Here is a 20811-nt window from a genome sequence, read left to right on the forward strand (position 1 = left end):
AGGCGAAAAAGCCCGATCATGGGCTGGACCCGTCTCTGTCAGAGCGTGTATGCTGGCACAAGTCTTGTTGCGGATGACTCTCACTTTCCATAAAGTGCCTGTCTCTCCGGACAATCGGGCAGCGCGGGAATCAAGGCAGCGCTGTTCCAGAATGCCTCGCTAGGGCGGACAGGGTTTTTTGAAATGTATAAAATAAACGTAAAAGTATTCCCGACAGACACCATACGCCTTCTGACTATCCTGGCGGCCGTGACGCTTTTCTGCGTGTTTTCCCTCCCGTCCCAAGCATCAGCGACCGATGCCACAGAAGCAACAACCGCTGCAGTCGCAACCGCCGGAGCCGTTGAAGCCGCCCTTTCAGCACTGCCCCATGATCTTTCGCTGGGCGGTATGTTTATGGCTGCCGACAGCGTGGTCAAAGCTGTTATGGGATGTCTGGCTCTAGCCTCGGTTATGACATGGACCATTTGGGGGGCAAAAAGCCTTGAATTACGCACGGCAAAACGCGACCTATCCCGTGCCATTCACGCACTGGACACATGCCGTACAGCGGAAGAAGCACGCACTGTATTCCGCGACCATACCGGCTTGTGCCACACAATGATCGAGGCTGCCATTACTGAAATCACCCTGTCCGGGGAGAGCGGCAAGGACGGCATCAAAGCTAGGACATCTTCACGGCTTGAACAGATTGAGGCCAATGCTGGACGCCGTATGGCCTCAGGTCTGGGTGTCTTGGCCAGCATAGGGTCGAATAGCCCATTCATTGGTCTGTTCGGCACTGTCTGGGGAATCATGGATAGCTTTATTGGTATTTCAAAGGCACAAACAACGAACTTGGCGATCGTGGCACCAGGCATCGCCGAGGCTTTACTGGCAACGGCAATGGGACTGGTGGCAGCAATCCCGGCGGTTATCCTGTATAATCTGCTGGTTCGTTCGATCGGAGCGTACCGTGGTCTTGTTGGCAATATGTCGGCAACTATGCTGCGTTTGGTCAGTCGTGAGCTGGACCTGCGCTCGGACAGCTCTCCCGATATTCATCAGCCACGCAACCATCAACCCTCCCCCGTCCGGGTGGCAATCCCGCGCTCTGCTGCGGAGTAAGAAAGCATGGCCGGCCCTGTTCATAATAGTCGTGATGAACTAATGGAAAATCACGCTATCAATGTGACGCCCTTTATCGATGTTGTTCTGGTGCTGTTGGTCGTCTTCATGGTAGCCGCCCCCCTGTCGACCGTTGACATACCCGTTGATCTGCCATCCTCAACCGCAATACCAACACCTAGACAAGACAATCCCGTCTTTCTGACAGTGACCCGCGACGGGAACCTTCTTCTGGGGCACGAGACACTGTCCACCACCACGCTCCCCACAGTACTGGACGCACAAACCGGTCAAAACCGTGAACAGCGTATTTTTCTTATGGCAGACAAGGCGGTGAATTACGGAACAGTCATGGCCGTCATGAATGTACTGCGGGACAATGGATATCTGAAAATTGCCCTGACCGGGGTGGAGGGAGGACAAAATCCGTGAGGAAGCACACAGCATCCTTGCCATGGGAGCCAGAGTCCTTCAATCGCTGGGCGAGCTGTCTTGGTACTGTACTTCTGGCTCACGGCCTTCTTGTTGCTGCCGCACTGGGGACCTGGATCACACCAGAGCCGACAGCAGGCTTTGTCACAGGGCAAACTTTGCTTGTTGACATGGTACCAGCACCGTCAACCTCTGCACCACTATCTCGTGCGTTAGAAGAACCACACCAACAAGAACAAAAGCTGCAACCCGTTCAGGCAGCAGAAGTGATGCTACCCAAGCCGGCCCCTAGGACAGAAACGCGCCGCCGCAGGACCAATCCCAAGTCTGCCGCATTACATACGGAACAGAACCCGGTACAACAGGACCAGTCGCAGGATACGGCAAGCCAACAAGCATCTTCTTCCAATACCAGCGTCATAACGCAGCCCAACAGCTCTGCTGCGGCCAAGATGTCGCTCTGGCATGGCCAGATCCTGTCACATCTTGAACGCCATAAGCATTACCCCCGCCTTGCAAAAGCACGCTATCAGGAAGGCACGGTTGTTATCCGGTTCAGGATTGCCAGAACGGGGGATGTTTTGTCCGTGGCCCTGGAAGAATCATCGGGCTTCCCGCTTCTGGATCAGGAAGGCCTGGATCTTGTAAGGCGCGCAAGCCCTCTTCCTCCCCCTCCGCCCGGAACGGAAAGCTCTGTTCTGGAGCTTGTCTCTCCGATACAATTCTATCTGAGATAAGGCCAAAGATCCCGGTGACACATCTTGGTCAAGTATGCTGGTTTTGCGTGAGTATATTTGCGATACTCACTGTGGTCTTCCTGAATACTAGAATACCCAGTCAACACTCTATCGCATGACAAAGGGTGAGCGCACATGTTCCAGACCATCAGTCCCTGTCAGGTATGGCGGATGTTGAGGTTGGCAATGGTTGCGCTAATGCTTGCGCTGCTTCCTGTATCTGGCCCCTGCCTGGCGCAAGAGCCTATAGAAGTGCGGACACCTGCCCCGGAAAACCCGGATGATCCCCGCTTTGCCTGGTCTGTAGAGGTCCTGAAGATGGCTCTACAAGCGACAGAGCAAGACTTTGGTCCATGGAAATTGGTTCTGGAATCCAGGGTCTCGGATCGAACACGACTGGAAACGGAGCTTGAAAAGGGAGGGCTGATCAATGTTGCTCTTCTCCCCAGCTGCACGATCAGTGACAAACGGTTCATGCGGGTCAGTCACGTTGCGGACCGGGGTCTTCTGGGATACCGAGTTGCTATTATACGGGCCGGTGAGCAAAACAAGTTTTCCGGCGTCAAGACCCTGAATGATCTTGCTGCCTTCCCCGTTGCCTCTGGCCGGAACTGGCATATAAGCAAAATTTTCATAGGTAATGATTTGCCCGTGACTCTGTGGCCTGATCTGGATGGCCTGTATAATCTCCTGTCTATAGGTCGGGTGGATTATTTGTCCCGTAGCGTCTACGAAGTCATGCGTGAGCTTGATCACTACAAGCAGATATACCCGAATCTGGCGATCGAACAAACACTGCTGGTCCGAACCCCGATTGCTATGTGGCTTTACGTGTCAGTCGGTGAAGACAAACTAAAAGAGCGCCTGGAATCCGGGATGGGCCGCATCTTGGCTAGTGGAACCCTGAAGACCCGGTTTGACGTATTGTTCCGCAAGGATCTGGAGGCCCTGAACCTGAAGAGCCGTCGCGTTATTATGCTGAATGATCCAGATGCTCACGGTCCCACACTGGCAATTCCAACCACAGAGTTACTTACGGGTCAATAAACTGGTCCGCCCCCCACGACGGCGATAAATCTCAAGACCAATATCATCTTGCAGGGCACGTTCCTGGCGTTCACGCATGGATGTCTCACGCCCGATACGGTTGTCCTCGGCAATTTCACTGGTCTTTAGTTCCTTGAATGCCTCGGCCAGCGTGTCACGGGCAGCACTGATCTGCCGGCGAAGGTCTTTCAGGGTTTTTTCAAGAGTCTCACGGCGCTCCTTGGCCCAGCGCACATAACCACCATAAGTCAGACCGGCACCCAAGGGATCAGCCGCTGCCGCATGACGCTCCTTGATCCCCTGCTCTTCCAGAGCAAGCAGCAAAGCAATAAGCTGCTCCTCAGAAGCGATGAGACGCGCCAGAAAACGACGTTTCTCATCCACATCCCACTTACGCAGACGCACAAGACCCTTCAGGGTACGCGACATAACAGCCCCCCTTCTTATCTGCTCTCAGCTGCCATCTTAAACCCCACGGCCTCGGCCAAGGCCGTATACGTTTGGTCCAGCGTTGCGGACTCAGTCTTTCCCTGACCCAGCACGGCTTCTATACGGGGATACAGGGCTATCGCCTCGTCCACTTCCGCATTGGATCCATCTTTGTAGGCACCAAGGCGTATCAGTTCACTCATATCCTCATAAACAGACACAATCCGGCGGCAACGGGAAACCAACTGGTTTTGCCATTCCGTGTTGCAGCCAGGCATGGTCCGGGAAACGGATCGCAGAATGTTCATGGCAGGATAGCGACCTCTCTCGCTGATGGACCGCTCCAACACAACGTGCCCATCCAGAATACCGCGCACAGCATCCGAGACAGGCTCGTTATGATCATCTCCCTCAACCAGAACTGTGAACAGACCGGTTATATTGCCTTGCCCGGGACCTCCGGGGCCAGCACGCTCCAGCAACTTGGGCAATTCAGCAAAAACGGTTGGCGTATACCCCTTGCTGGCGGGTGGCTCTCCCGCAGAAAGGCTGATCTCGCGCTGGGCCATGGCAAAACGGGTCACACTATCCATCAAACAGAGGACCTCGGCACCCTTGTCCCGGAAATACTCTGCCACCGTCATGGTCAGATAGGCTGCCTGCCGCCGGATCAAAGGGGGCTCATCAGACGTGGCAATCACAACAACAGAGCGGGCCAAACCTTCAGGCCCCAAATCATCTTCTATGAACTCCCGGGCCTCACGCCCACGCTCTCCTATAAGCCCACAAACAATCACATCAGCTGATGAGTACTTGGCCATCATGGACATAACAGAGGATTTCCCCACGCCGGACGCAGCAAAAATCCCCATACGCTGGCCAACGCAGCACGTTGTGAAGGCATTCAGGCACCGAATACCAAGGTCCAGCTTCCCCCCTACTCTCTGTCGTGCATGAGCCGGTGGCGGCGAGGCCCGGACCGGATAGGCAACGGGGCCCGACAACAAAGGCCCCAAACTGTCAGCAGGCTCAGCCATAGCGGTTATGACACGCCCCAGCCAGGATTCATGCGGATAGACAGCCGGAGCGGCAGCCATTACCTCGGCACAAGCCCCCAAACCTATCCCGTCCAAGGTCCCAAAAGGCATCAGCAGAGCCCGACCATCGCGAAAACCGACAATCTCACCAGGCACCATGTGCTGGTCCCGCCTTGTGAGCATCACACGGTCACCGACTGAGACAGATGTTTGTATACCACCAACTTCGACCAGAAGCCCCTGCACAGCAACCACGCGACCAAAAAGTCTGTAATCAGGCAAGCGAGCAATGTCTGTCAGCAGATTGCTTATCGGTATGGGCATACGAGGATCTTTCCGCCATGAATCACAAGACACTGTGTCCTGTTACACTACGGGCACACAGACACTTGGTGCTTGCACGTAACAATCAATCACTCTATCGTTAATGTCGGGTTAATCGGATGTCCGGATTCAAAGAACAGGGATCAAGACATCTGCGCAGAGCATGAGGGTGCCCCATGCGCGTTCTTGTCGTAGAAGACGATACAGCCACCCGGCAGAGTATCGAACTCATGCTTCGTAAAGAGCAGTGGGTTGTTGATTCCACCAACTTGGGCGAAGATGGTCTGGAAATCGGCAAGCTCTACGACTATGACATCATCTTGCTCGACTTGGTCCTCCCGGACATGGACGGAATGGATGTCATCCGGCAGTTGCGAGCTGCGCGGATTGAAACACCCGTCCTGATCCTGTCCGGCCTTGACGAACCAGACAGAAAAGTCCGCGGGCTTGGCAGCGGTGCCGATGACTATTTGACAAAGCCATTCGACCGCTCAGAACTGATCGCGCGCATTCAGGCAATCGTGCGACGCTCAAAGGGTCACTCCCAGTCCGTTGTTCGAACCGGACGCCTGTGCGTCAATCTGGATGCCCATACCGTCACGATCGACAGCAATCCCGTACACCTGACGGTCAAGGAATACGGTATTCTTGAGCTTCTGGCTCTCCGCAAGGGCACGACACTCACCAAGGACCAATTTCTCAGCCATCTTTACAATGGCATTGATGAACCAGAGCTGAAAATTATCGATGTTTTCATCTGCAAACTGCGTAAAAAACTTGCCGTAGCATCCGACGGGGACAATTACATCGAAACAGTCTGGGGACGTGGCTATGTGCTGCGCGACCCATCCGCTGCCGCCGATACAGCAGCGTCTCAGACATCCGATGCTGTATCGGCCTAAAACAAGCACATACTACGCAAGAATTTCAGCATCAAACAGGTATGGGGGTGTCAGAAGATATTCTTGGCATACAATCAGTTGTGGCTCCGCCTCTTCCCGACGAACGGTCTCTTTAATAATGGCATGCAGCGAGGATGCCGCATGCGCCATGGCCTGAGGAACCGGCACATCATGTAACAAGGCACCGGTCAATAATGCGGTGAAGATATCACCGGTTCCGTGCATACTGGCCTTGACGGGAATACGTTCGGCACGAACCAACCAAGCCTGCGCAGCAGTTACAGCCAGGCAACCAATCTCGCCAAGATCAGGCAAAGGAAGGCTGGTCGTGACCACAAGACGGGGCCCCCGTCCAATAACAGCCTTGGCTGCCTTCAAGGCATCTTCAACTGTACGAACATCCAGGCCGGCAAGGAGAGCCAACTCAAAACGGTTTGGAACCACAACATCAGCCATTGGCACCAAATAATCAGCAAAGAAGGCTGGAATATCCGCAGGTGCATACAAGACCCCGGTTCCGGAAGCATTGTCATCTCCCATCACAGGATCACAGACATACAAGCTTTCCGGGTTGGAATCACGCATACGACCAACGGCCTTGGCAATGACCTTTCCCAGCGCAGCGCGTCCGAGAAAACCCGATATCATGGCAGAGCATTGCCCAAGAATGCCATTCCCCTCCAGGCCCGACAAAACATCGCGGACATGCGCCGGACGAAAAATATCGCCGCGGACATCGGGATAACCAAGACGGCTGGACAGCTGACATGTATGAACGGGCCACACCTCAAATCCCATGCGCTGCAAGGGAAAGACAGCCGCAGCATTGCCGACATGGCCATAGGCTACATGCGACTGCACAGATACGATACTACGGACAGGAGGAAACATGCCCAAAAAACACCCCTGAAGAACAAACCTGCATCGCACAAAACATCGAGACCGATCTTTCCAGTACCGCACCGTGTTGCGCTCACAGCACCAGAATGAACCGGTATATCTCCGAACAGAAAATTTGCTAAGATGACGCCATGGGGTAACATCTTATAACTATCGGCATCATAAAAAGAAGTCATGGCTGTACGTTCCATGAATTTTAGCAGCTGTTGTCACCTCTTTGCATCCGTCATGGCCTCGCTCATTCTCACTACCGCTCTAGAACACAATCTGGATTTCGGGGGGAAGAATCCATGGCCAGTACACCGACATCACATCGCCGCTTACGCACAAAAGCCGGCGCACCGGTTACCGACAACCAGAACAGCATGACCGCAGGCCCCCGGGGGCCACTCCTGTTGCAGGATGTATGGTTCCTGGAAAAGATGGCGCACTTCGACCGTGAAGTTATCCCCGAGCGCCGGATGCATGCCAAGGGATCAGGTGCCTATGGCACCTTTACCGTTACCAAGGACATCACCAAATACACCAAGGCGAAGATCTTTTCCAAGGTTGGCAAGAAAACCGACCTGTTCATACGCTTCTCGACCGTTGCAGGGGAACGCGGTGCCGCCGATGCTGAACGTGATATCCGGGGATTTGCCATCAAGTTCTATACTGAGGATGGAAACTGGGACCTGGTAGGCAATAACACACCTGTTTTTTATCTGCGCGACCCGCTCAAGTTTATCGACCTCAATCACGTGGTAAAGCGTGATCCACATACCAACCTGCGCAATGCCACATGGAAATGGGACTTTTTCTCCCACCTGCCTGAAAGCCTGCACCAGTTGACCATAGATTTCAGCGATCGTGGCATCCCCCGTTCATATCGTCATATGCATGGCTTTGGCAGCCATACATTCAGCTTCATCAATGCCAAAAAGCAGCGTTTCTGGGTCAAATTCCATCTGAAATCACGGCAAGGCATCCAGAACCTGGACCCCACAGAAGCAGCTACCCTGATCGGGCAGGATCGCGAAAGCTCTCAACGCGACCTGTACGATGCCATTTCAAACCGCAAATTCCCGCGCTGGCGTTTCTGTGTACAAATCATGCCGGAAAAGGACGCGGCCAAATATCGCTTCAATCCTTTTGACCTGACCAAGGTCTGGCCTCACAAAGATTATCCCCTGATCGAGGTCGGCGAGCTCGAACTGAACCGCAATCCTGAAAATTACTTTTCAGAAGTGGAGCAGGCAGCCTTCAACCCGGCTGATGTTGTGCCCGGCATTGGGTTCTCGCCGGACAAGATGCTACAGGGCAGGCTTTTCTCCTATGGGGACACACAACGCTACCGGCTGGGTGTCAACCACCATCAAATCCCGGTCAATGCATCACGTTGCCCGGCACATGGGATCTACCACCGGGATGGACCCATGCGCGTTGACAACATCAACTCCGGGCGCGTGACCTATGAGCCGAACAGCTTCGGATACTGGAATGAACATCCGGAACATGCCGAACCCCCGCTGAAAATTGAAGGCGATGCGGATCATTGGAACCATCGCGAGGATACAGATTACTACAGCCAACCACGCGCCTTGTTCGAGCTGTTCGACAAGGGGCAAAGAGAAAGGCTGTACCAGAACATTGCTGCTGATATGGACGGAATATCCAAGGATATCCAAAAGCGCCAGATTGCCCTCTTCAAGAAAGTGCATCCAGACTACGGGGCTGGCGTTGCCAAGGCACTTGGCCTGAAAGAAGGTGGGTCAAGTGACAAAACCAAGAAAGCTGCAAAGGCAAAAAAAGAGACAAAGAAAAAAGCAGTGATCGCCAAAAGCAAAACGGCAAAGTCAGGAACACGTAAGAAGTAGACCTAATGCAGCACCTGTCATCTCACACGATGGCAGGTGCTGCCTAAGCGTCTACAGCATCCGGATGCCCCGGTGCAGTTTCCCAACCAAGACCCGGCAGTGCAATCGCCCTGTTTCCATACACATCGTCACGAATGACAATCACGCCTTGCTCCTCCAGATGGCTTAACAAGCCACGGGCGCGACGGGATGACCGGCTGCCCCTGGCCTTGGCAATATCCGCATCGGACGGACAAGGGCCCTTCTCAAATGCGGCCTTGGCCAACATCAGGAACAACGCCCGTAAATCTTCAGGAATCAGATCTGCGGCCGCCATCACACGATTCCAATCCTCTTCCGGCATGCAACGCTCGGTCAACCCGGCCCGCACAACAGCCAGACGGCGCCGGAAGCCAGGAAGATCAAGGCCCCGACCGCTGGCGCCATGACTACGACAGCGGACCAGGAAATCCTGATACAGGACGGCGACTGAACGATAGGGCGCATCGTCATCAGACAATAGATCGCGGAGCACCATGTCGTAAAAAGCGCTCTGTCCAATTTCAGCGATAGGCTTGACTGCCTGGACCGGAGCCGGTGCAGCAACAGGACAAGGGGCTGGAAGGGAGTCAGCTTCTCCAGCTTCGACAAGAACAGACGACAGAATCTCTTGCCCCTCATCTTGGGCACGCGCCAACGGCATGTCTGATATCGGAGGGGTAGGCTCCGTCATCACAGGGGTAATCCGCACACAAGACACAGGCCGAATATCATGCCCTTCGGAAGCCATCAGCAAATCGCGGGCCTGCTCTCCCAGCGAAGGAGGTGGAGACAAAAGACGCGGGCTGGAAGAGCGGCCCGAAGTCTCGACCGCACCGATACGGATGGGCAAGGGACGACGGGAAAGCGCCGGACCAAGCGCAATAAACTGCCCCCTCTGCAAATCACGGAACATCTCGGCCTGGCGCCGCTCCATCCCCAGAAGATCTGCGGCACGTGCCATATCGATATCCAGGAAGGTCCGCCCCATCAAAAAATTTGAAGCCTCGGCGGCAACATTCTTGGCCAGCTTGGCAAGGCGCTGGGTTGCAATAATCCCGGCAAGGCCCCGTTTACGCCCCCGACACATCAGGTTGGTCATCGCCCCAAGGGACACCTTGCGGGCCTCATCCGATATTTCTCCCGCTGCAGATGGCGCAAACAGCTGCGCTTCATCAACAACAACCAGAGCCGGATACCAGAACGTTCTATCTGAATCAAAAAGCCCCCCAAGAAAGGCTGCAGCCGACCGCAGCTGCCGTTCTGTTTCTTGGTGCTCCAAGGTCAGGACAACGGAAACGCGATGTTCGCGGACCCGGCCGGCCACTTTCTGCAGGCCATTCTCGGAATGCTCGGCCGCATCCACCACAACATGCCCAAAACGTTCGGACAGGGTTACAAAATCACCCTCAGGGTCAATAATAACCTGCTGGACATGACTGGCCGCCTGCTCTACCAAACGGCGTAACAGGTGTGACTTCCCCGATCCCGAGTTTCCCTGCACCAGCAAACGTGTTGCAAGCAGCTCTTCCAGATCAAGAAAAGCAGGGGTTCCCGTCTGCGTCCGGCCCATATCGATGCTGACGGTCATGGTCTCTCCGGTAATGGTCAACACAGCAAAGGGGCGAATCTGTCTATTGGGGCGTATATGTCAACCCTTGAGCCAACAACAAAGTTGTCTGTACAGCCCTTTGCCTCCTCCTGCCCAAGGCACCAATTACCCAGCCTTTCTGCCATTCAGGTCATGGAAATGGGCTTTCACACCGTAGCAAGGCGGATGATACCGGGGCTTTGGATTGCAGAAGCCCCGTGTCTGGGGCACGATACCGGACAATCCTTTGGAAACTGTTCCAATCATTGACAAGAAACGAGACGAAGAGCTACATCACCGACGCACCGTAAACCAGAAATTTTCCGCACCATGCGCATCCAGGGTATTGCGCTCCGGCAGGGAAACCCCGCAAGAGGCTTGGGCCATGAAAGCTGATACCAGACCAGTATCCCCGCACCTCCAGATTTATGCCTTCAGGCTGCACATGGCGATGTCCATCAGCCATCGCATTACCGGCGTTGCCCTGATCGCAGGAACCGCCCTGCTAATGTACTGGCTGTGGGCCGCGGCATCGGGCCCTGATGCCTATGCCCACGCGGCAGCCCTGATTGGTTCTCCTCTGGGCAAGCTCCTGCTTGCAGGATGGAGCTTTGCGCTGTTTTACCACGTATGTAACGGTATCCGGCACTTGTTCTGGGATGCCGGCAAGCTTTTCGAAATTCATGAAATACGGGGTTCCGGCATTGTTGTTCTCATTGCCTCTATTGCCCTGACCGCCCTGGCCTGGGGCGTAGGCATGATGCACTGAGCCGGACAGGGAGTTGAAAATACCATGACCTTGCGCACTCCACTTTCCCGGGCCCGCGGGCTTGGATCTGCCCACGAGGGTGCACACCACTGGTGGCAGCAACGTGTCACGGCGGTTGCCATGATCCCCCTCGTTTTCTGGTTTGTTGCCTCGCTGGCATCACACGTAGGGGCCGACCATGCAGCGATGCGGGGCTGGCTATCTTCGCCGCTCAATGCAACGCTGCTGATTGCGCTTCTGGTTGCCGTTTTTCACCACGCCCAACTGGGCCTTCAGGTGGTGTTTGAAGACTACGTCCACTGTAATGCGGCAAAGGTTGCCGGAATTATTGTTACCAAACTGCTTGCAGTCTTGTTCGGCATCTTTTCTGTTGTTTCGGTGCTGATGATTGCAATGGGAGGCCGGGGCTGATGGCTGCATATACCTTTATTGACCACACGTATGATGTTGTTGTTGTCGGCGCAGGCGGGGCTGGTTTGCGCGCCACATTCGGCATGGTGGCTGCCGGGCTGAAGACGGCCTGCATCACCAAGGTTTTTCCTACGCGCTCACATACTGTTGCCGCACAGGGCGGCATCGGCGCTGCCTTGGGCAACATGGCCGAGGACAAGTGGGAATGGCATATGTACGACACAGTCAAAGGATCAGACTGGCTGGGCGACCAGGATGCCATTGAATACATGTGCCGCGAGGCTATACCTGCTGTCCACGAGCTGGAGCACTTCGGGGTTCCCTTTTCGCGTACTCCCGAAGGCAAGATCTACCAACGTCCCTTCGGCGGCCATATGCGTGATTTTGGCAAGGCCCCGGTACAACGGGCCTGCGCTGCTGCGGACAGGACCGGCCACGCCATTCTGCATACGCTGTACCAGCAAAGCCTGAAGCACAAGGCAGAGTTCTTTGTTGAATATTTTGCCCTTGATCTGATCATGGATCCATCCAGTGGAGAATGTCTGGGCGTTGTCGCACTCGACATGGCAACCGGTGCCATCCACCGCTTCCGGGCACACCAGACGGTATTGGCAACCGGGGGATATGGCCGTGCCTATTTCTCCTGTACATCCGCCCACACCTGTACCGGAGACGGAAATGGCATGGTTGCCCGCGCCGGGTTGCCTCTTCAGGACCATGAATTTGTCCAGTTCCACCCCACCGGCATTTATGGATCAGGCTGCCTGATTACAGAAGGTGCCCGTGGAGAGGGCGGCTATCTGACAAACTCCGGCGGCGACCGTTTTATGGAGCGTTATGCACCAACGGCCAAGGATCTGGCATCACGCGACGTCGTATCCCGCGCCATGACCATGGAAATCCGCGAAAGACGGGGTGTTGGAAAAGAGCAGGACCATATTTTCCTGCATCTGGAACATCTGGGTGCTGATGTTCTGCATGCACGCCTGCCCGGCATTACAGAAACCGCCAAAATTTTCGCCGGGGTTGATGCCACGCGTGAGCCGATCCCGGTTCTGCCAACCGTACACTATAACATGGGCGGCATCCCAACGATCTACACTGGCGAGGTTGTGCGCCCCAAAGCGGGAAGCCCGGATAACCTGTGCGGGGGCTTGATGGCTGTCGGAGAGGCCGCCTGCGTTTCCGTTCACGGGGCAAACCGGCTTGGTACAAACTCCTTGCTGGATCTTGTTGTCTTTGGGCGCGCCGCAGCACACAGGGCAGCAGAGCTGATAAAGCCGGGATCCAAGCACAAGCCACTGCCCGCCGATGCCGGACAGAATGCGCTGGACCGTCTGGATCGCGTGCGTCACGCAAAAGGGCCGCGTCGCGTGTCTGATATTCGCCTTGACATGCAAAAAGCCATGCAAATGGATGCAGCTGTGTACCGCACCTCCAAATCCCTGCAAGAAGGCGTGGGCAACCTGAAGAAAATCGCAGGCACCATGCCGGATATGGGCATTACCGACCGCTCGCTGATTTTCAATACCGACCTGATCGAGGCGCTGGAGCTTGAAAATCTTATGGCCTGCGCCAATGCCACAATGGTTTCTGCCGAGGCCCGAAAAGAATCACGCGGGGCGCATGCCCACGAAGATTACCCGGAACGCGATGACCAGACGTGGATGAAGCACACGCTGGCTTATGTTGACGAGAAATACTCTGTCCGCTTGGACTATCGGCCGGTGCATACCTACACGCTGTCGAACGAGGTTGAGTATATCAAGCCGCAAAAGCGCGTTTACTGAGCGCGCTGGCTGAAAGGGAAAACACCATGGTTGAATTCAACCTACCTGCCAACAGCCGGGTTACTGAAGGAAAAACTGTCAAGGCCCCGGCTGGTGCCAAGAACGTCAAGACCTTCCGGATTTATCGCTATGATCCGGACAGCGGGCAGAACCCGAGACTGGACACCTTCGAGATTGATCTTGATGCGTGCGGCCCAATGGTTCTGGATGCACTGCTGAAAATAAAGAATGAGATTGACTCGACACTAACCCTCCGTCGCTCCTGCCGGGAAGGTATCTGTGGCTCATGTTCCATGAACATCGACGGCACAAATACACTAGCATGCCTGAAACCTATTGCTGATGTCGCAGGTGACGTAAAGATCTACCCGTTGCCGCACATGCCTGTGGTCAAGGATCTGGTGCCGGACCTGACCCACGTCTATGCCCAGTATGCCTCCATAGAACCCTGGATGCAGGCTGATACCCCCTTTCCCCCGAACGGGGAGCGCCTCCAGTCTCCAGAAGACCGGGAGAAGCTTGATGGACTGTGGGAATGCATCCTGTGTTTCTGCTGCTCCACGTCCTGCCCCAGCTACTGGTGGAATGGTGATCGCTACCTGGGACCTGCGGTGTTGCTGCAGGCTGCACGCTGGATTAATGATTCCCGTGATGAGGCAACAGGGAAACGCTTGGACGCGCTGGAAGACCCGTTCAAGCTGTATCGCTGTCACACGATCATGAACTGTACCAATACGTGCCCGAAAGGCTTAAACCCAGCCAAAGCCATTGCCGATATCAAGAAGAAGATCATCGAGCGCTCACTCTGATCGAACGCACGAACACTATCCAGAAGGGGAAGCATGATCGCGCTTCCCCTTTCTCTTTTCTCAGGCCGGTGCCGCATCCTCGACAACCAGCTGGCACTCATTCCGCCCCTGCCACGTATCCAGACGCAGGGACCCGGCCAGATGGTACGCTGTCCCTTGGGCATTGAGCAGAGCAACACCAAGATCGGTATCAACGCTGCGGAAAGCAATGGCCTTCAGGCGCCCGCCACATGCACCGGTCAGGGTCATCCGCACATGACCTTGCCCGACAACATCTGCACGAATAATACGGGCAGAGGGCACAACAAATTTGGGCGGTTCATTACCCGCTCCGAACGGACCAGCTTTCTCGACGGTCTGCAAAAGATCAGGCGTGGCCGCACGAATATCTACAGCACCATCAACCTCAAGAACGGATGACAAGCCCCCCTCTCTCAGCTGGCTTGCCAACCTGTCAGCCAGAAACTGACGGAATTGGTCTAAACGCTCTGCTTTCAGGGAAAAACCCGCCGCCATGGCATGACCACCACCGGCTTCCAAAAGGCCGGCTTCACGAGCAGCAAGAACCGCTCGTCCCAAGTCCAAGCCAACAACGGAGCGCCCTGATCCCTTGGCCATCCCCCCATCAAGCGCAACCACGCAAACAGGCAGATTATAGCGCTCCTTCAAACGCCCCGCGACAATACCAATAACACCGGGGTGCCAGTTTTCTCCGACCACCATAACCAGCGGATCATCCGTGTTTGTGCGACTCTCTGCCTGTTCGATGGCCTCGAACAGGACAGCAGCCTCTATATCCTGACGCTCTGCATTATACTCGTGCAGACGCAAGGCCAGAACGCCAGCCTCGGCGGGATCGTCACACGCCAGAAGCTTGGCCCCAAGATCTGCTTGTCCTACACGCCCACCGGCATTAACACGTGGCCCCAGAAGATACCCCAGATGAAACGCTGTCGGAGTTTCGGTGATCTTTGCCACATCGGCCAAAGCTACCAAACCGACATTACCGCGACGCCCCATCACCTCCAGCCCACGCGTAACCAAGGCCCGATTGACCCCGACAAGGGGGACCACGTCGCAAACCGTACCAAGGGCAACAATATCGAGCCATGTCATCAAATCAGGCTCGAGCCGGGATGAACTGCTGTACCAACCCTGCTGACGCAGCGCACGGTTGACGGCAACAATCAACAGAAAAACCACACCAACAGCAGCCAGATGCTTGTGCTCGCTGGGGTCATCCAGACGCTTGGGGTTAATAACCGCCACCGCTTCAGGCAAGGTCGGCTCTGCCTCGTGATGGTCGACCACAATAACATCAAGACCCGCGGTCGCTGCAGCCTGAAGCGGCTCAAACGCTGTTGTTCCACAATCAACTGTTATCACCAGATCGACACCGCGCTCCCTGAGCGCAAGCATGGCAGCGGTGTTGGGTCCATATCCCTCGGCAATACGATCGGGAATATAAAGAACGGGTTGCAGGCCAAGTGTCCGCAAGAAACGCAGCAGCAAAGCAGATGAGGTAGCCCCGTCCACGTCATAGTCACCAAATATGGCAACCGTTTCACCTTCCCTGATAGCAGAGCACAAACGCTCTACCGCCTGTGTCATGCCCTTCAGATGGAGAGGATCCGGCAAAAGAGCCTTCAAGGTTGGATTGAGGAACAAGGGCGCTGCATCCACATCAACACCTCGCGCAGCCAGCATGCGACCAACAATACCAGGAAGCCCGAAACGCTGGCTGATGGTTTCAGCATGGCGCTCGTCACCGGCACGCAGACACCACCGACGGCCAGCCAATGACCGCTCCACATCCAGAAATGCAACCATGGTTTTCTCTCGCGCGTCCTACATATCGACAGGCAGAAAGCCTACCTTGCGATCAAAATTATGCAAGGCCTCAACCCAACGGACCGTTCCGGAACGCGAACGCATAACCAACGAATGTGTCCGCGCCCCGTTATACCACCGCTGCACACCACGCAACATGGCACCATCCGTTACCCCTGTTGCGGCAAACATAACGTCCCCCTTGGCCATATCGGCAAGGCCATACTTGCGATCGAGATCCGTAATACCCCAACGGGCGGCACGCGCACGCTCATCATCGTTCCGGAACAAAAGTCGCCCCTGCATCTGGCCGCCAATACAGCGCAAGGCCGCAGCAGCCAAGACACCTTCCGGGGCACCACCGCTGCCAATATACATATCAACGCCAGACCCCGGCGTTGCTGTTGCGATCACACCCGAAACATCTCCGTCCGGGATCAGGGTAATGCGTGCACCGGCTTCCCGCACAGCTCTGATCAAGTCCTTGTGACGTGGGCGATCAAGAATACATACAACCAAGTCCGAGACCGATGCCTTCCTGGCAGATGCCAAGGCTTCCAGATTATCCTGTGGCGTTGCATCAAGATCGACGAGATCATCCGGGAGACCTGCCCCAACCGCTATCTTGTCCATGTAAACATCAGGAGCATTGAGAAAACCCCCATGTTCAGCACAGGCAACAACAGCCAGCGCGTTGGCTCCTCCGGTTGCAACAATTGTGGTCCCTTCAAGCGGATCCAATGCAATATCGACTTTAGGCCCCTGCCCTTGCCCGACTTTCTCCCCGATATAGAGCATAGGCGCTTCGTCGCGCTCTCCCTCTCCAATCACAACGGTTCCGTCAAAAAGAATGGAATTGAGGGCACGACGCATGGCGTCAACAGCAGCTTGGTCTGCGGCCTTTTCGTTGCCACACCCCATCCAGCGGGATGCTGAAAGAGCCGCCGCTTCGGTAACCCGGCACATTTCCAGTGCCAGATTCCGTTCCAACCCGGGAACCGATGTACGTGATGTATCAGCCATAACACCGGCTCCGCTCACCCGTGATCAACAAAACAGAACTATGCCGCAAGAATTCCGGCAAAAGAATGTCAGAAGGATTCAATGCGGATAACCTGCGGAGGCTCAACAACAGCTGCAATGATACGGATCCGGCGCAACGCTTCATTCAAGGCAGCCTCCACCGTCTCATGGAGGATCATGACCACCGGCACCGCTTCACCCGGCGCACGACCTCTCTGGACGACCGCTTCCATCGAAACCTTGGCATCACGCAAGGCTGCAGCAATCTCGGCAAAAACACCCGGCAGATCTTCGACCATCAGACGCACATAATAAGCACCCTTGCGGGCTTCCATGGTCCACTCCGGCAAAGGCACAAGATCAGACACCGGAACACCAAAGACAGGACCAACACGCCCCGCCGCAATATCCATCAAATCAGCCACCACAGCAGAAGCGGTCGGACCACCACCGGCACCCCTGCCCTCCAGGACCGAGCGCCCGACAAACTGACCCTCGGCGACAACGGCATTAAAAACACCCTCTACGGCAGCAATGGGGGCATCCTTGCGAACCAAGCACGGATGTACCCTCTGCTCGATACCACGATCTGTGGCCCGGGCAATTCCCAGCAGCTTGATGCGGTATCCCAGCTCGTCAGCAAAGGCTATATCCATGGCTGTCAGCGAACGAATACCCTCGACATAAATGGCATCAAAGTCCGTACGTGTACCAAATGCAAGGCTGGTGAGAATGGCAAGCTTATGAGCTGTATCAACACCATCGACATCAAAAGATGGATCTGCTTCCGCGTATCCCAGCTTCTGGGCATCCAGAAGAACATCCGCAAAATTCCGTCCGGTCTCGCGCATGTTTGTAAGGATATAATTGCAAGTACCGTTCAGGATACCATAAACGCAGTTGATCTGGTTGGCAGACAGCCCCTCCCGCAAGACCTTGACGACAGGAATACCACCAGCAACAGCAGCCTCCCAGCCCAAGGCAACACCCTTCTTTTCCGCAAGGGCAGCCAGTTCAACGCCATGGTGAGCCAACAAAGCCTTGTTGGCCGTAACCACGTGGTATCCACGCCCCAAGGCTGCCCTGACAACCTGTCCAGCTACACCATCTTCGCCGCCTACCAGCTCGCAGACGACATCAACATGGTGTTCGGAAACCAACGCCACAGGGTCGTCGTACCACGTAATCCCTTCCATGGAAAAACCGCGTTCCCGGCCAGGGGTTCTGGCAGAAACCGCAACAACCTCTATCGGGCGCCCACAACGGGCCGCGATAACCGGGGCATTTCTCTGCAAGACCCTGATCGTTTCCGCACCAACTGTACCAAGACCTACAACAGCAACCTTCAGGGAATTGGGCACGAGAAAACAAGCTCCTTGGAAATTAAGAGGAATTTATATAACCGGACGGTCCATAACGCGCCCGATCTCGGATTCCAGCGATACGCCCACACCCTGGCGTTGCAGAAACCCCTTGATATTGCGGACAGCCTGGCGGATCCGGTGTTTGTTCTCAACCAAGCCAATGCGGACATGGCCATCGCCATGCTCCCCGAAACCAAGGCCAGGAGCAACCGCGACCTTGGCCTCTTGCATCAGCAGCTTGGCAAATTCAACAGACCCGAGATGACTGAAAGCGGGTGGAATAGGTGCCCAGGCAAACATGGAAGCCGGCGGGCTGGGAACCATCCAGCCTGCATGGTGCAGCCCCTCTATCAAAACATCACGGCGCTGGCGGTACATAGTGCGGATCTGTTCCACACAGTCCTGAGGACCATTCAGGGCTGCTGTGGCGGCCACCTGAATGGGTGTAAAGGCACCATAGTCCAAGTAACTTTTGACACGGGCCAATGCCTTGATCAACCTTGGATTCCCCGCAGCAAAGCCAATACGCCACCCCGCCATGTTGTAAGACTTGGACATGGAGGAAAACTCCACTGCCACATCCTTTGCACCCGGAACCTGAAGGATGGATGGCGGGGGATTCCCGTCAAAATAAATTTCACAGTAAGCAATATCGGACAGCACAAAGATGTCATGCTTACGACAGAACGCGATGATATCCTTATAAAAATCAAGCGTTGCAACCATTGCTGTCGGGTTGGACGGGAAGTTGACGATGACAGCAACCGGCTTGGGAACACTGTGGCGTACCCCACGCTCCAAGGCGCGCAAAAACTCTTCATCCGGACAGGCGGGTATTGACCGCACAGCTGCACCGGCAATGATGAAGCCAAAGGCATGAATGGGATAACTGGGATCCGGAGACAGGATCACGTCACCCGGGCTGGTTATGGCTTGGGCCAGATTGGCAAGCCCTTCCTTGGAACCGATGGTGACAATCACCTCGTCTTCGGAATCAAGGCTGACATCAAACCGACGACGGTAATACCCTGCCAAGGCCTTGCGCAGACCAGGTATACCCCGGGACTGCGAATAACAGTGTGCCCTTGGATTAGTGGCAGCTTCGATCAATTTTTCAACGATATGGGGCGGCGTCGGCTGGTCGGGATTCCCCATGCCAAGGTCAATAATATCTTCCCCGGCAGCACGAGCTTTTGCTTTCATCGCGTTGACTTCAGCAAAAACATAGGGCGGAAGGCGTTTTATACGATGAAATTCCTGGTCCATGTCCCGTTCCGGAAAAAAAACTGCGCACTTGATACTGCACTGTTTACCGCGTCACACAAACGGAAGCGATAGTTGTTTTTCAGAAAACAGCTTTCCAGTGATCAAAATACGATCAAAGCAATTTTCGGGAACATTCATAACAAAAAAAGGAAAAACATAGAATATCAATAACCAAACCAGATCTGGGTATAACGCCCCCCTTCATCCAAAGAAACCTCCGATTCATGACTTTCCCTGTCAGCTGTGACAATAGCCGATACATGGAGAGCCGTAGCAGGAATTCCCTGGGCTTGTAGAACATCGACCACGCTGCGAGCCCGCTGCAGGGCTGTACCATAAGATGCAGCGTGACCAACCACATGGACGGTCTCATCTGCCCCGCGCTGATGCCTGAGATGTGCAACTTGGCGCAGAATGTCATGGCCTGTGCGGTCGAGAGAAAAAGATGCGGGCTGGTATTCAATGGTTGCCACCAACGTAGCTTTCCCGGACTCTTGGGCCATCCTTTCAGGAATGATCATCCTGCCAGGTGGAAGAGCAGATACGCCTTGAGAATCAACAAGCACAGTAACGGGAAATTCCGGCTGAGTATCAACGACAGGCTTTGCCACGAAGGCTTTGCCCCCATTACTTGGGGTTGCTGATGGAGCAACACTATCAGCAACAGACCCCGCTTTTACAGTATCAACGGGCTTTGATACAGCAGGGGGAGACGCTGTATCGACAGAATCATCAGACTTAACAGCAGAACCGCTAAGCATCTTTTGCTCTGAAGGCTGCTCTCTCTTCCTGCCCGGTAAATAATCTGGGCGGGATGGAGCAGCGACCAACCCTTCAGACTCATGAGCCTGATCACGTACAAGGTCCGGATTCGTCCCGTCAGCCTTGGCAGGCATAACCACTTCCAAGCAGCAGATCAGCACAGCAAGAAACCAAGACATGACAGAAAGATGCACATAGAAGGCCCTGAACATGTCTTGAATACCCCCTTGCCAGAAACCCGTTCCATACCCCACCCGGATTTATTATAACTCCCAAGCAAAACAATCTACTGAAAGGTAGTGAAATTCACAAAAACTATCTTCATGATGGTATCTTCTCGTTCCTTCCCCAGATCCTGATTTCTGGGCCCTCCTCTTTCGTCTGCCTGATTTGTGACCCATCACCAA

19 protein-coding genes are annotated in these 20811 nt (G+C 54.9%); 10 read left to right on the forward strand and 9 right to left on the reverse strand.

All coding sequences use genetic code 11. The features are described 5' to 3' along the window. Positions 1-183 precede the first annotated feature (183 nt). The 4 genes from exbB (at position 184) to HEQ60_RS05190 (ending at position 3323) form a co-directional block, all read left to right on the forward strand. Positions 184-1107 (forward strand): tonB-system energizer ExbB, encoded by a 924-nt coding sequence (gene exbB / locus HEQ60_RS05175; RefSeq protein ID WP_168070212.1) that lies wholly within the window; start codon positions 184-186, stop codon positions 1105-1107. 6 nt (positions 1108-1113) lie between these two features. Beyond that, positions 1114-1539, forward strand: a complete 426-nt coding sequence (exbD, locus tag HEQ60_RS05180; RefSeq protein ID WP_168070215.1) for a TonB system transport protein ExbD — start codon at positions 1114-1116, stop codon at positions 1537-1539. After that, a complete protein-coding gene (locus tag HEQ60_RS10860; protein ID WP_209315420.1) occupies positions 1536-2276 on the forward strand; it encodes an energy transducer TonB in 741 nt (246 codons plus the stop codon). Before exbD ends, HEQ60_RS10860 begins: the two co-directional genes overlap by 4 nt. Positions 2277-2411: 135 nt before the next feature. Then, entirely contained in the window at positions 2412-3323 is a 912-nt protein-coding gene (locus tag HEQ60_RS05190; RefSeq protein WP_168070217.1) for an amino acid ABC transporter substrate-binding protein, read from the forward strand. Here HEQ60_RS05190 and HEQ60_RS05195 read toward each other — a convergent pair. Both HEQ60_RS05195 and fliI read right to left on the reverse strand, forming a co-directional pair. Next, positions 3306-3752, reverse strand: a complete 447-nt coding sequence (locus tag HEQ60_RS05195) for a hypothetical protein (RefSeq protein WP_167804767.1) — start codon at positions 3750-3752, stop codon at positions 3306-3308. The genes HEQ60_RS05190 and HEQ60_RS05195 overlap by 18 nt on opposite strands. Positions 3753-3766: 14 nt before the next feature. Further along, complete coding sequence (gene fliI, locus HEQ60_RS05200; protein WP_168070220.1) at positions 3767-5113, reverse strand: flagellar protein export ATPase FliI; 1347 nt, start codon at positions 5111-5113, stop codon at positions 3767-3769. 176 nt (positions 5114-5289) lie between these two features. On the opposite strand from fliI, the gene ctrA reads away from it, so the two are divergent. Beyond that, entirely contained in the window at positions 5290-6015 is a 726-nt protein-coding gene (gene ctrA / locus HEQ60_RS05205; protein WP_168070222.1) for a response regulator transcription factor CtrA, read from the forward strand. A gap of 12 nt (positions 6016-6027) precedes the next feature. Here ctrA and pdxY read toward each other — a convergent pair whose 3' ends face one another. After that, the gene (pdxY, locus tag HEQ60_RS05210) at positions 6028-6906 is read right to left on the reverse strand and encodes a pyridoxal kinase (RefSeq protein WP_168070224.1); all 879 of its coding nucleotides are present in this window, start codon (positions 6904-6906) and stop codon (positions 6028-6030) included. 299 nt (positions 6907-7205) lie between these two features. On the opposite strand from pdxY, the gene HEQ60_RS05215 reads away from it, so the two are divergent. Further along, positions 7206-8771: a catalase gene (locus HEQ60_RS05215; RefSeq protein WP_168070226.1), complete on the forward strand. Its 1566-nt coding sequence runs from the start codon at positions 7206-7208 to the stop codon at positions 8769-8771. A gap of 43 nt (positions 8772-8814) precedes the next feature. Here the strand turns inward: HEQ60_RS05215 and HEQ60_RS05220 are convergent, their stop codons facing one another. After that, a complete protein-coding gene (locus HEQ60_RS05220; protein WP_168070228.1) occupies positions 8815-10380 on the reverse strand; it encodes an ATP-binding protein in 1566 nt (521 codons plus the stop codon). A gap of 385 nt (positions 10381-10765) precedes the next feature. Here HEQ60_RS05220 and sdhC point away from each other — a divergent pair, with 385 nt between their 5' ends. Genes sdhC through HEQ60_RS05240 form a run of 4 tightly spaced genes read left to right on the forward strand, consistent with a single transcriptional unit; the run spans position 10766 to position 14159 of the window. Beyond that, entirely contained in the window at positions 10766-11149 is a 384-nt protein-coding gene (sdhC, locus tag HEQ60_RS05225; protein ID WP_168070230.1) for a succinate dehydrogenase, cytochrome b556 subunit, read from the forward strand. A 24-nt stretch (positions 11150-11173) separates the two neighbouring features. Beyond that, entirely contained in the window at positions 11174-11560 is a 387-nt protein-coding gene (gene sdhD / locus HEQ60_RS05230) for a succinate dehydrogenase, hydrophobic membrane anchor protein (RefSeq protein WP_168070232.1), read from the forward strand. Then, complete coding sequence (gene sdhA / locus HEQ60_RS05235; protein ID WP_168070234.1) at positions 11560-13350, forward strand: succinate dehydrogenase flavoprotein subunit; 1791 nt, start codon at positions 11560-11562, stop codon at positions 13348-13350. Before sdhD ends, sdhA begins: the two co-directional genes overlap by 1 nt. A gap of 26 nt (positions 13351-13376) precedes the next feature. Beyond that, on the forward strand, positions 13377-14159 hold the full coding sequence (locus HEQ60_RS05240; protein WP_168070236.1) for a succinate dehydrogenase iron-sulfur subunit: 783 nt from the start codon (positions 13377-13379) through the stop codon (positions 14157-14159). Between the two features lie 60 nt (positions 14160-14219). Here HEQ60_RS05240 and recJ read toward each other — a convergent pair whose 3' ends face one another. The 5 genes from recJ to HEQ60_RS05265 form a co-directional block, all read right to left on the reverse strand. Further along, a complete protein-coding gene (gene recJ, locus HEQ60_RS05245) occupies positions 14220-15989 on the reverse strand; it encodes a single-stranded-DNA-specific exonuclease RecJ (RefSeq protein WP_168070239.1) in 1770 nt (589 codons plus the stop codon). An 18-nt stretch (positions 15990-16007) separates the two neighbouring features. Then, on the reverse strand, positions 16008-17012 hold the full coding sequence (glpX, locus tag HEQ60_RS05250) for a class II fructose-bisphosphatase (RefSeq protein WP_209315421.1): 1005 nt from the start codon (positions 17010-17012) through the stop codon (positions 16008-16010). A gap of 68 nt (positions 17013-17080) precedes the next feature. Next, positions 17081-18373 carry a homoserine dehydrogenase gene (locus HEQ60_RS05255; protein ID WP_168070241.1) on the reverse strand — a complete coding sequence of 431 codons (1293 nt, stop codon included), beginning with the start codon at positions 18371-18373 and terminating at the stop codon, positions 17081-17083. A 33-nt stretch (positions 18374-18406) separates the two neighbouring features. Further along, positions 18407-19642: an LL-diaminopimelate aminotransferase gene (locus tag HEQ60_RS05260; protein WP_168070243.1), complete on the reverse strand. Its 1236-nt coding sequence runs from the start codon at positions 19640-19642 to the stop codon at positions 18407-18409. Between the two features lie 164 nt (positions 19643-19806). Continuing rightward, positions 19807-20616, reverse strand: a complete 810-nt coding sequence (locus HEQ60_RS05265; protein ID WP_168070245.1) for a hypothetical protein — start codon at positions 20614-20616, stop codon at positions 19807-19809. Positions 20617-20811 lie beyond the last annotated feature (195 nt).

It is taken from the genome of Haematospirillum sp. H1815 (assembly GCF_012102705.1).
In the GTDB taxonomy this organism is placed as follows: Bacteria; Pseudomonadota; Alphaproteobacteria; order Rhodospirillales; family Rhodospirillaceae; genus Haematospirillum.

Bases quoted from the DNA above. Each gene is read 5' to 3' on its own strand.
- exbB (WP_168070212.1), top strand. From the start codon at position 184: ATGTATAAAATAAACGTAAAAGTATTCCCGACAGACACCATACGCCTT.
- exbD (WP_168070215.1), top strand. From the start codon at position 1,114: ATGGCCGGCCCTGTTCATAATAGTCGTGATGAACTAATGGAAAATCAC.
- HEQ60_RS05190 (WP_168070217.1), top strand. From the start codon at position 2,412: ATGTTCCAGACCATCAGTCCCTGTCAGGTATGGCGGATGTTGAGGTTG.
- HEQ60_RS05195 (WP_167804767.1), bottom strand. From the start codon at position 3,752: ATGTCGCGTACCCTGAAGGGTCTTGTGCGTCTGCGTAAGTGGGATGTG.
- fliI (WP_168070220.1), bottom strand. From the start codon at position 5,113: ATGCCCATACCGATAAGCAATCTGCTGACAGACATTGCTCGCTTGCCT.
- ctrA (WP_168070222.1), top strand. From the start codon at position 5,290: ATGCGCGTTCTTGTCGTAGAAGACGATACAGCCACCCGGCAGAGTATC.
- pdxY (WP_168070224.1), bottom strand. From the start codon at position 6,906: ATGTTTCCTCCTGTCCGTAGTATCGTATCTGTGCAGTCGCATGTAGCC.
- HEQ60_RS05215 (WP_168070226.1), top strand. From the start codon at position 7,206: ATGGCCAGTACACCGACATCACATCGCCGCTTACGCACAAAAGCCGGC.
- HEQ60_RS05220 (WP_168070228.1), bottom strand. From the start codon at position 10,380: ATGACCGTCAGCATCGATATGGGCCGGACGCAGACGGGAACCCCTGCT.
- sdhC (WP_168070230.1), top strand. From the start codon at position 10,766: ATGAAAGCTGATACCAGACCAGTATCCCCGCACCTCCAGATTTATGCC.
- sdhD (WP_168070232.1), top strand. From the start codon at position 11,174: ATGACCTTGCGCACTCCACTTTCCCGGGCCCGCGGGCTTGGATCTGCC.
- sdhA (WP_168070234.1), top strand. From the start codon at position 11,560: ATGGCTGCATATACCTTTATTGACCACACGTATGATGTTGTTGTTGTC.
- HEQ60_RS05240 (WP_168070236.1), top strand. From the start codon at position 13,377: ATGGTTGAATTCAACCTACCTGCCAACAGCCGGGTTACTGAAGGAAAA.
- recJ (WP_168070239.1), bottom strand. From the start codon at position 15,989: ATGGTTGCATTTCTGGATGTGGAGCGGTCATTGGCTGGCCGTCGGTGG.
- glpX (WP_209315421.1), bottom strand. From the start codon at position 17,012: ATGGCTGATACATCACGTACATCGGTTCCCGGGTTGGAACGGAATCTG.
- HEQ60_RS05260 (WP_168070243.1), bottom strand. From the start codon at position 19,642: ATGGACCAGGAATTTCATCGTATAAAACGCCTTCCGCCCTATGTTTTT.
- HEQ60_RS05265 (WP_168070245.1), bottom strand. From the start codon at position 20,616: ATGTTCAGGGCCTTCTATGTGCATCTTTCTGTCATGTCTTGGTTTCTT.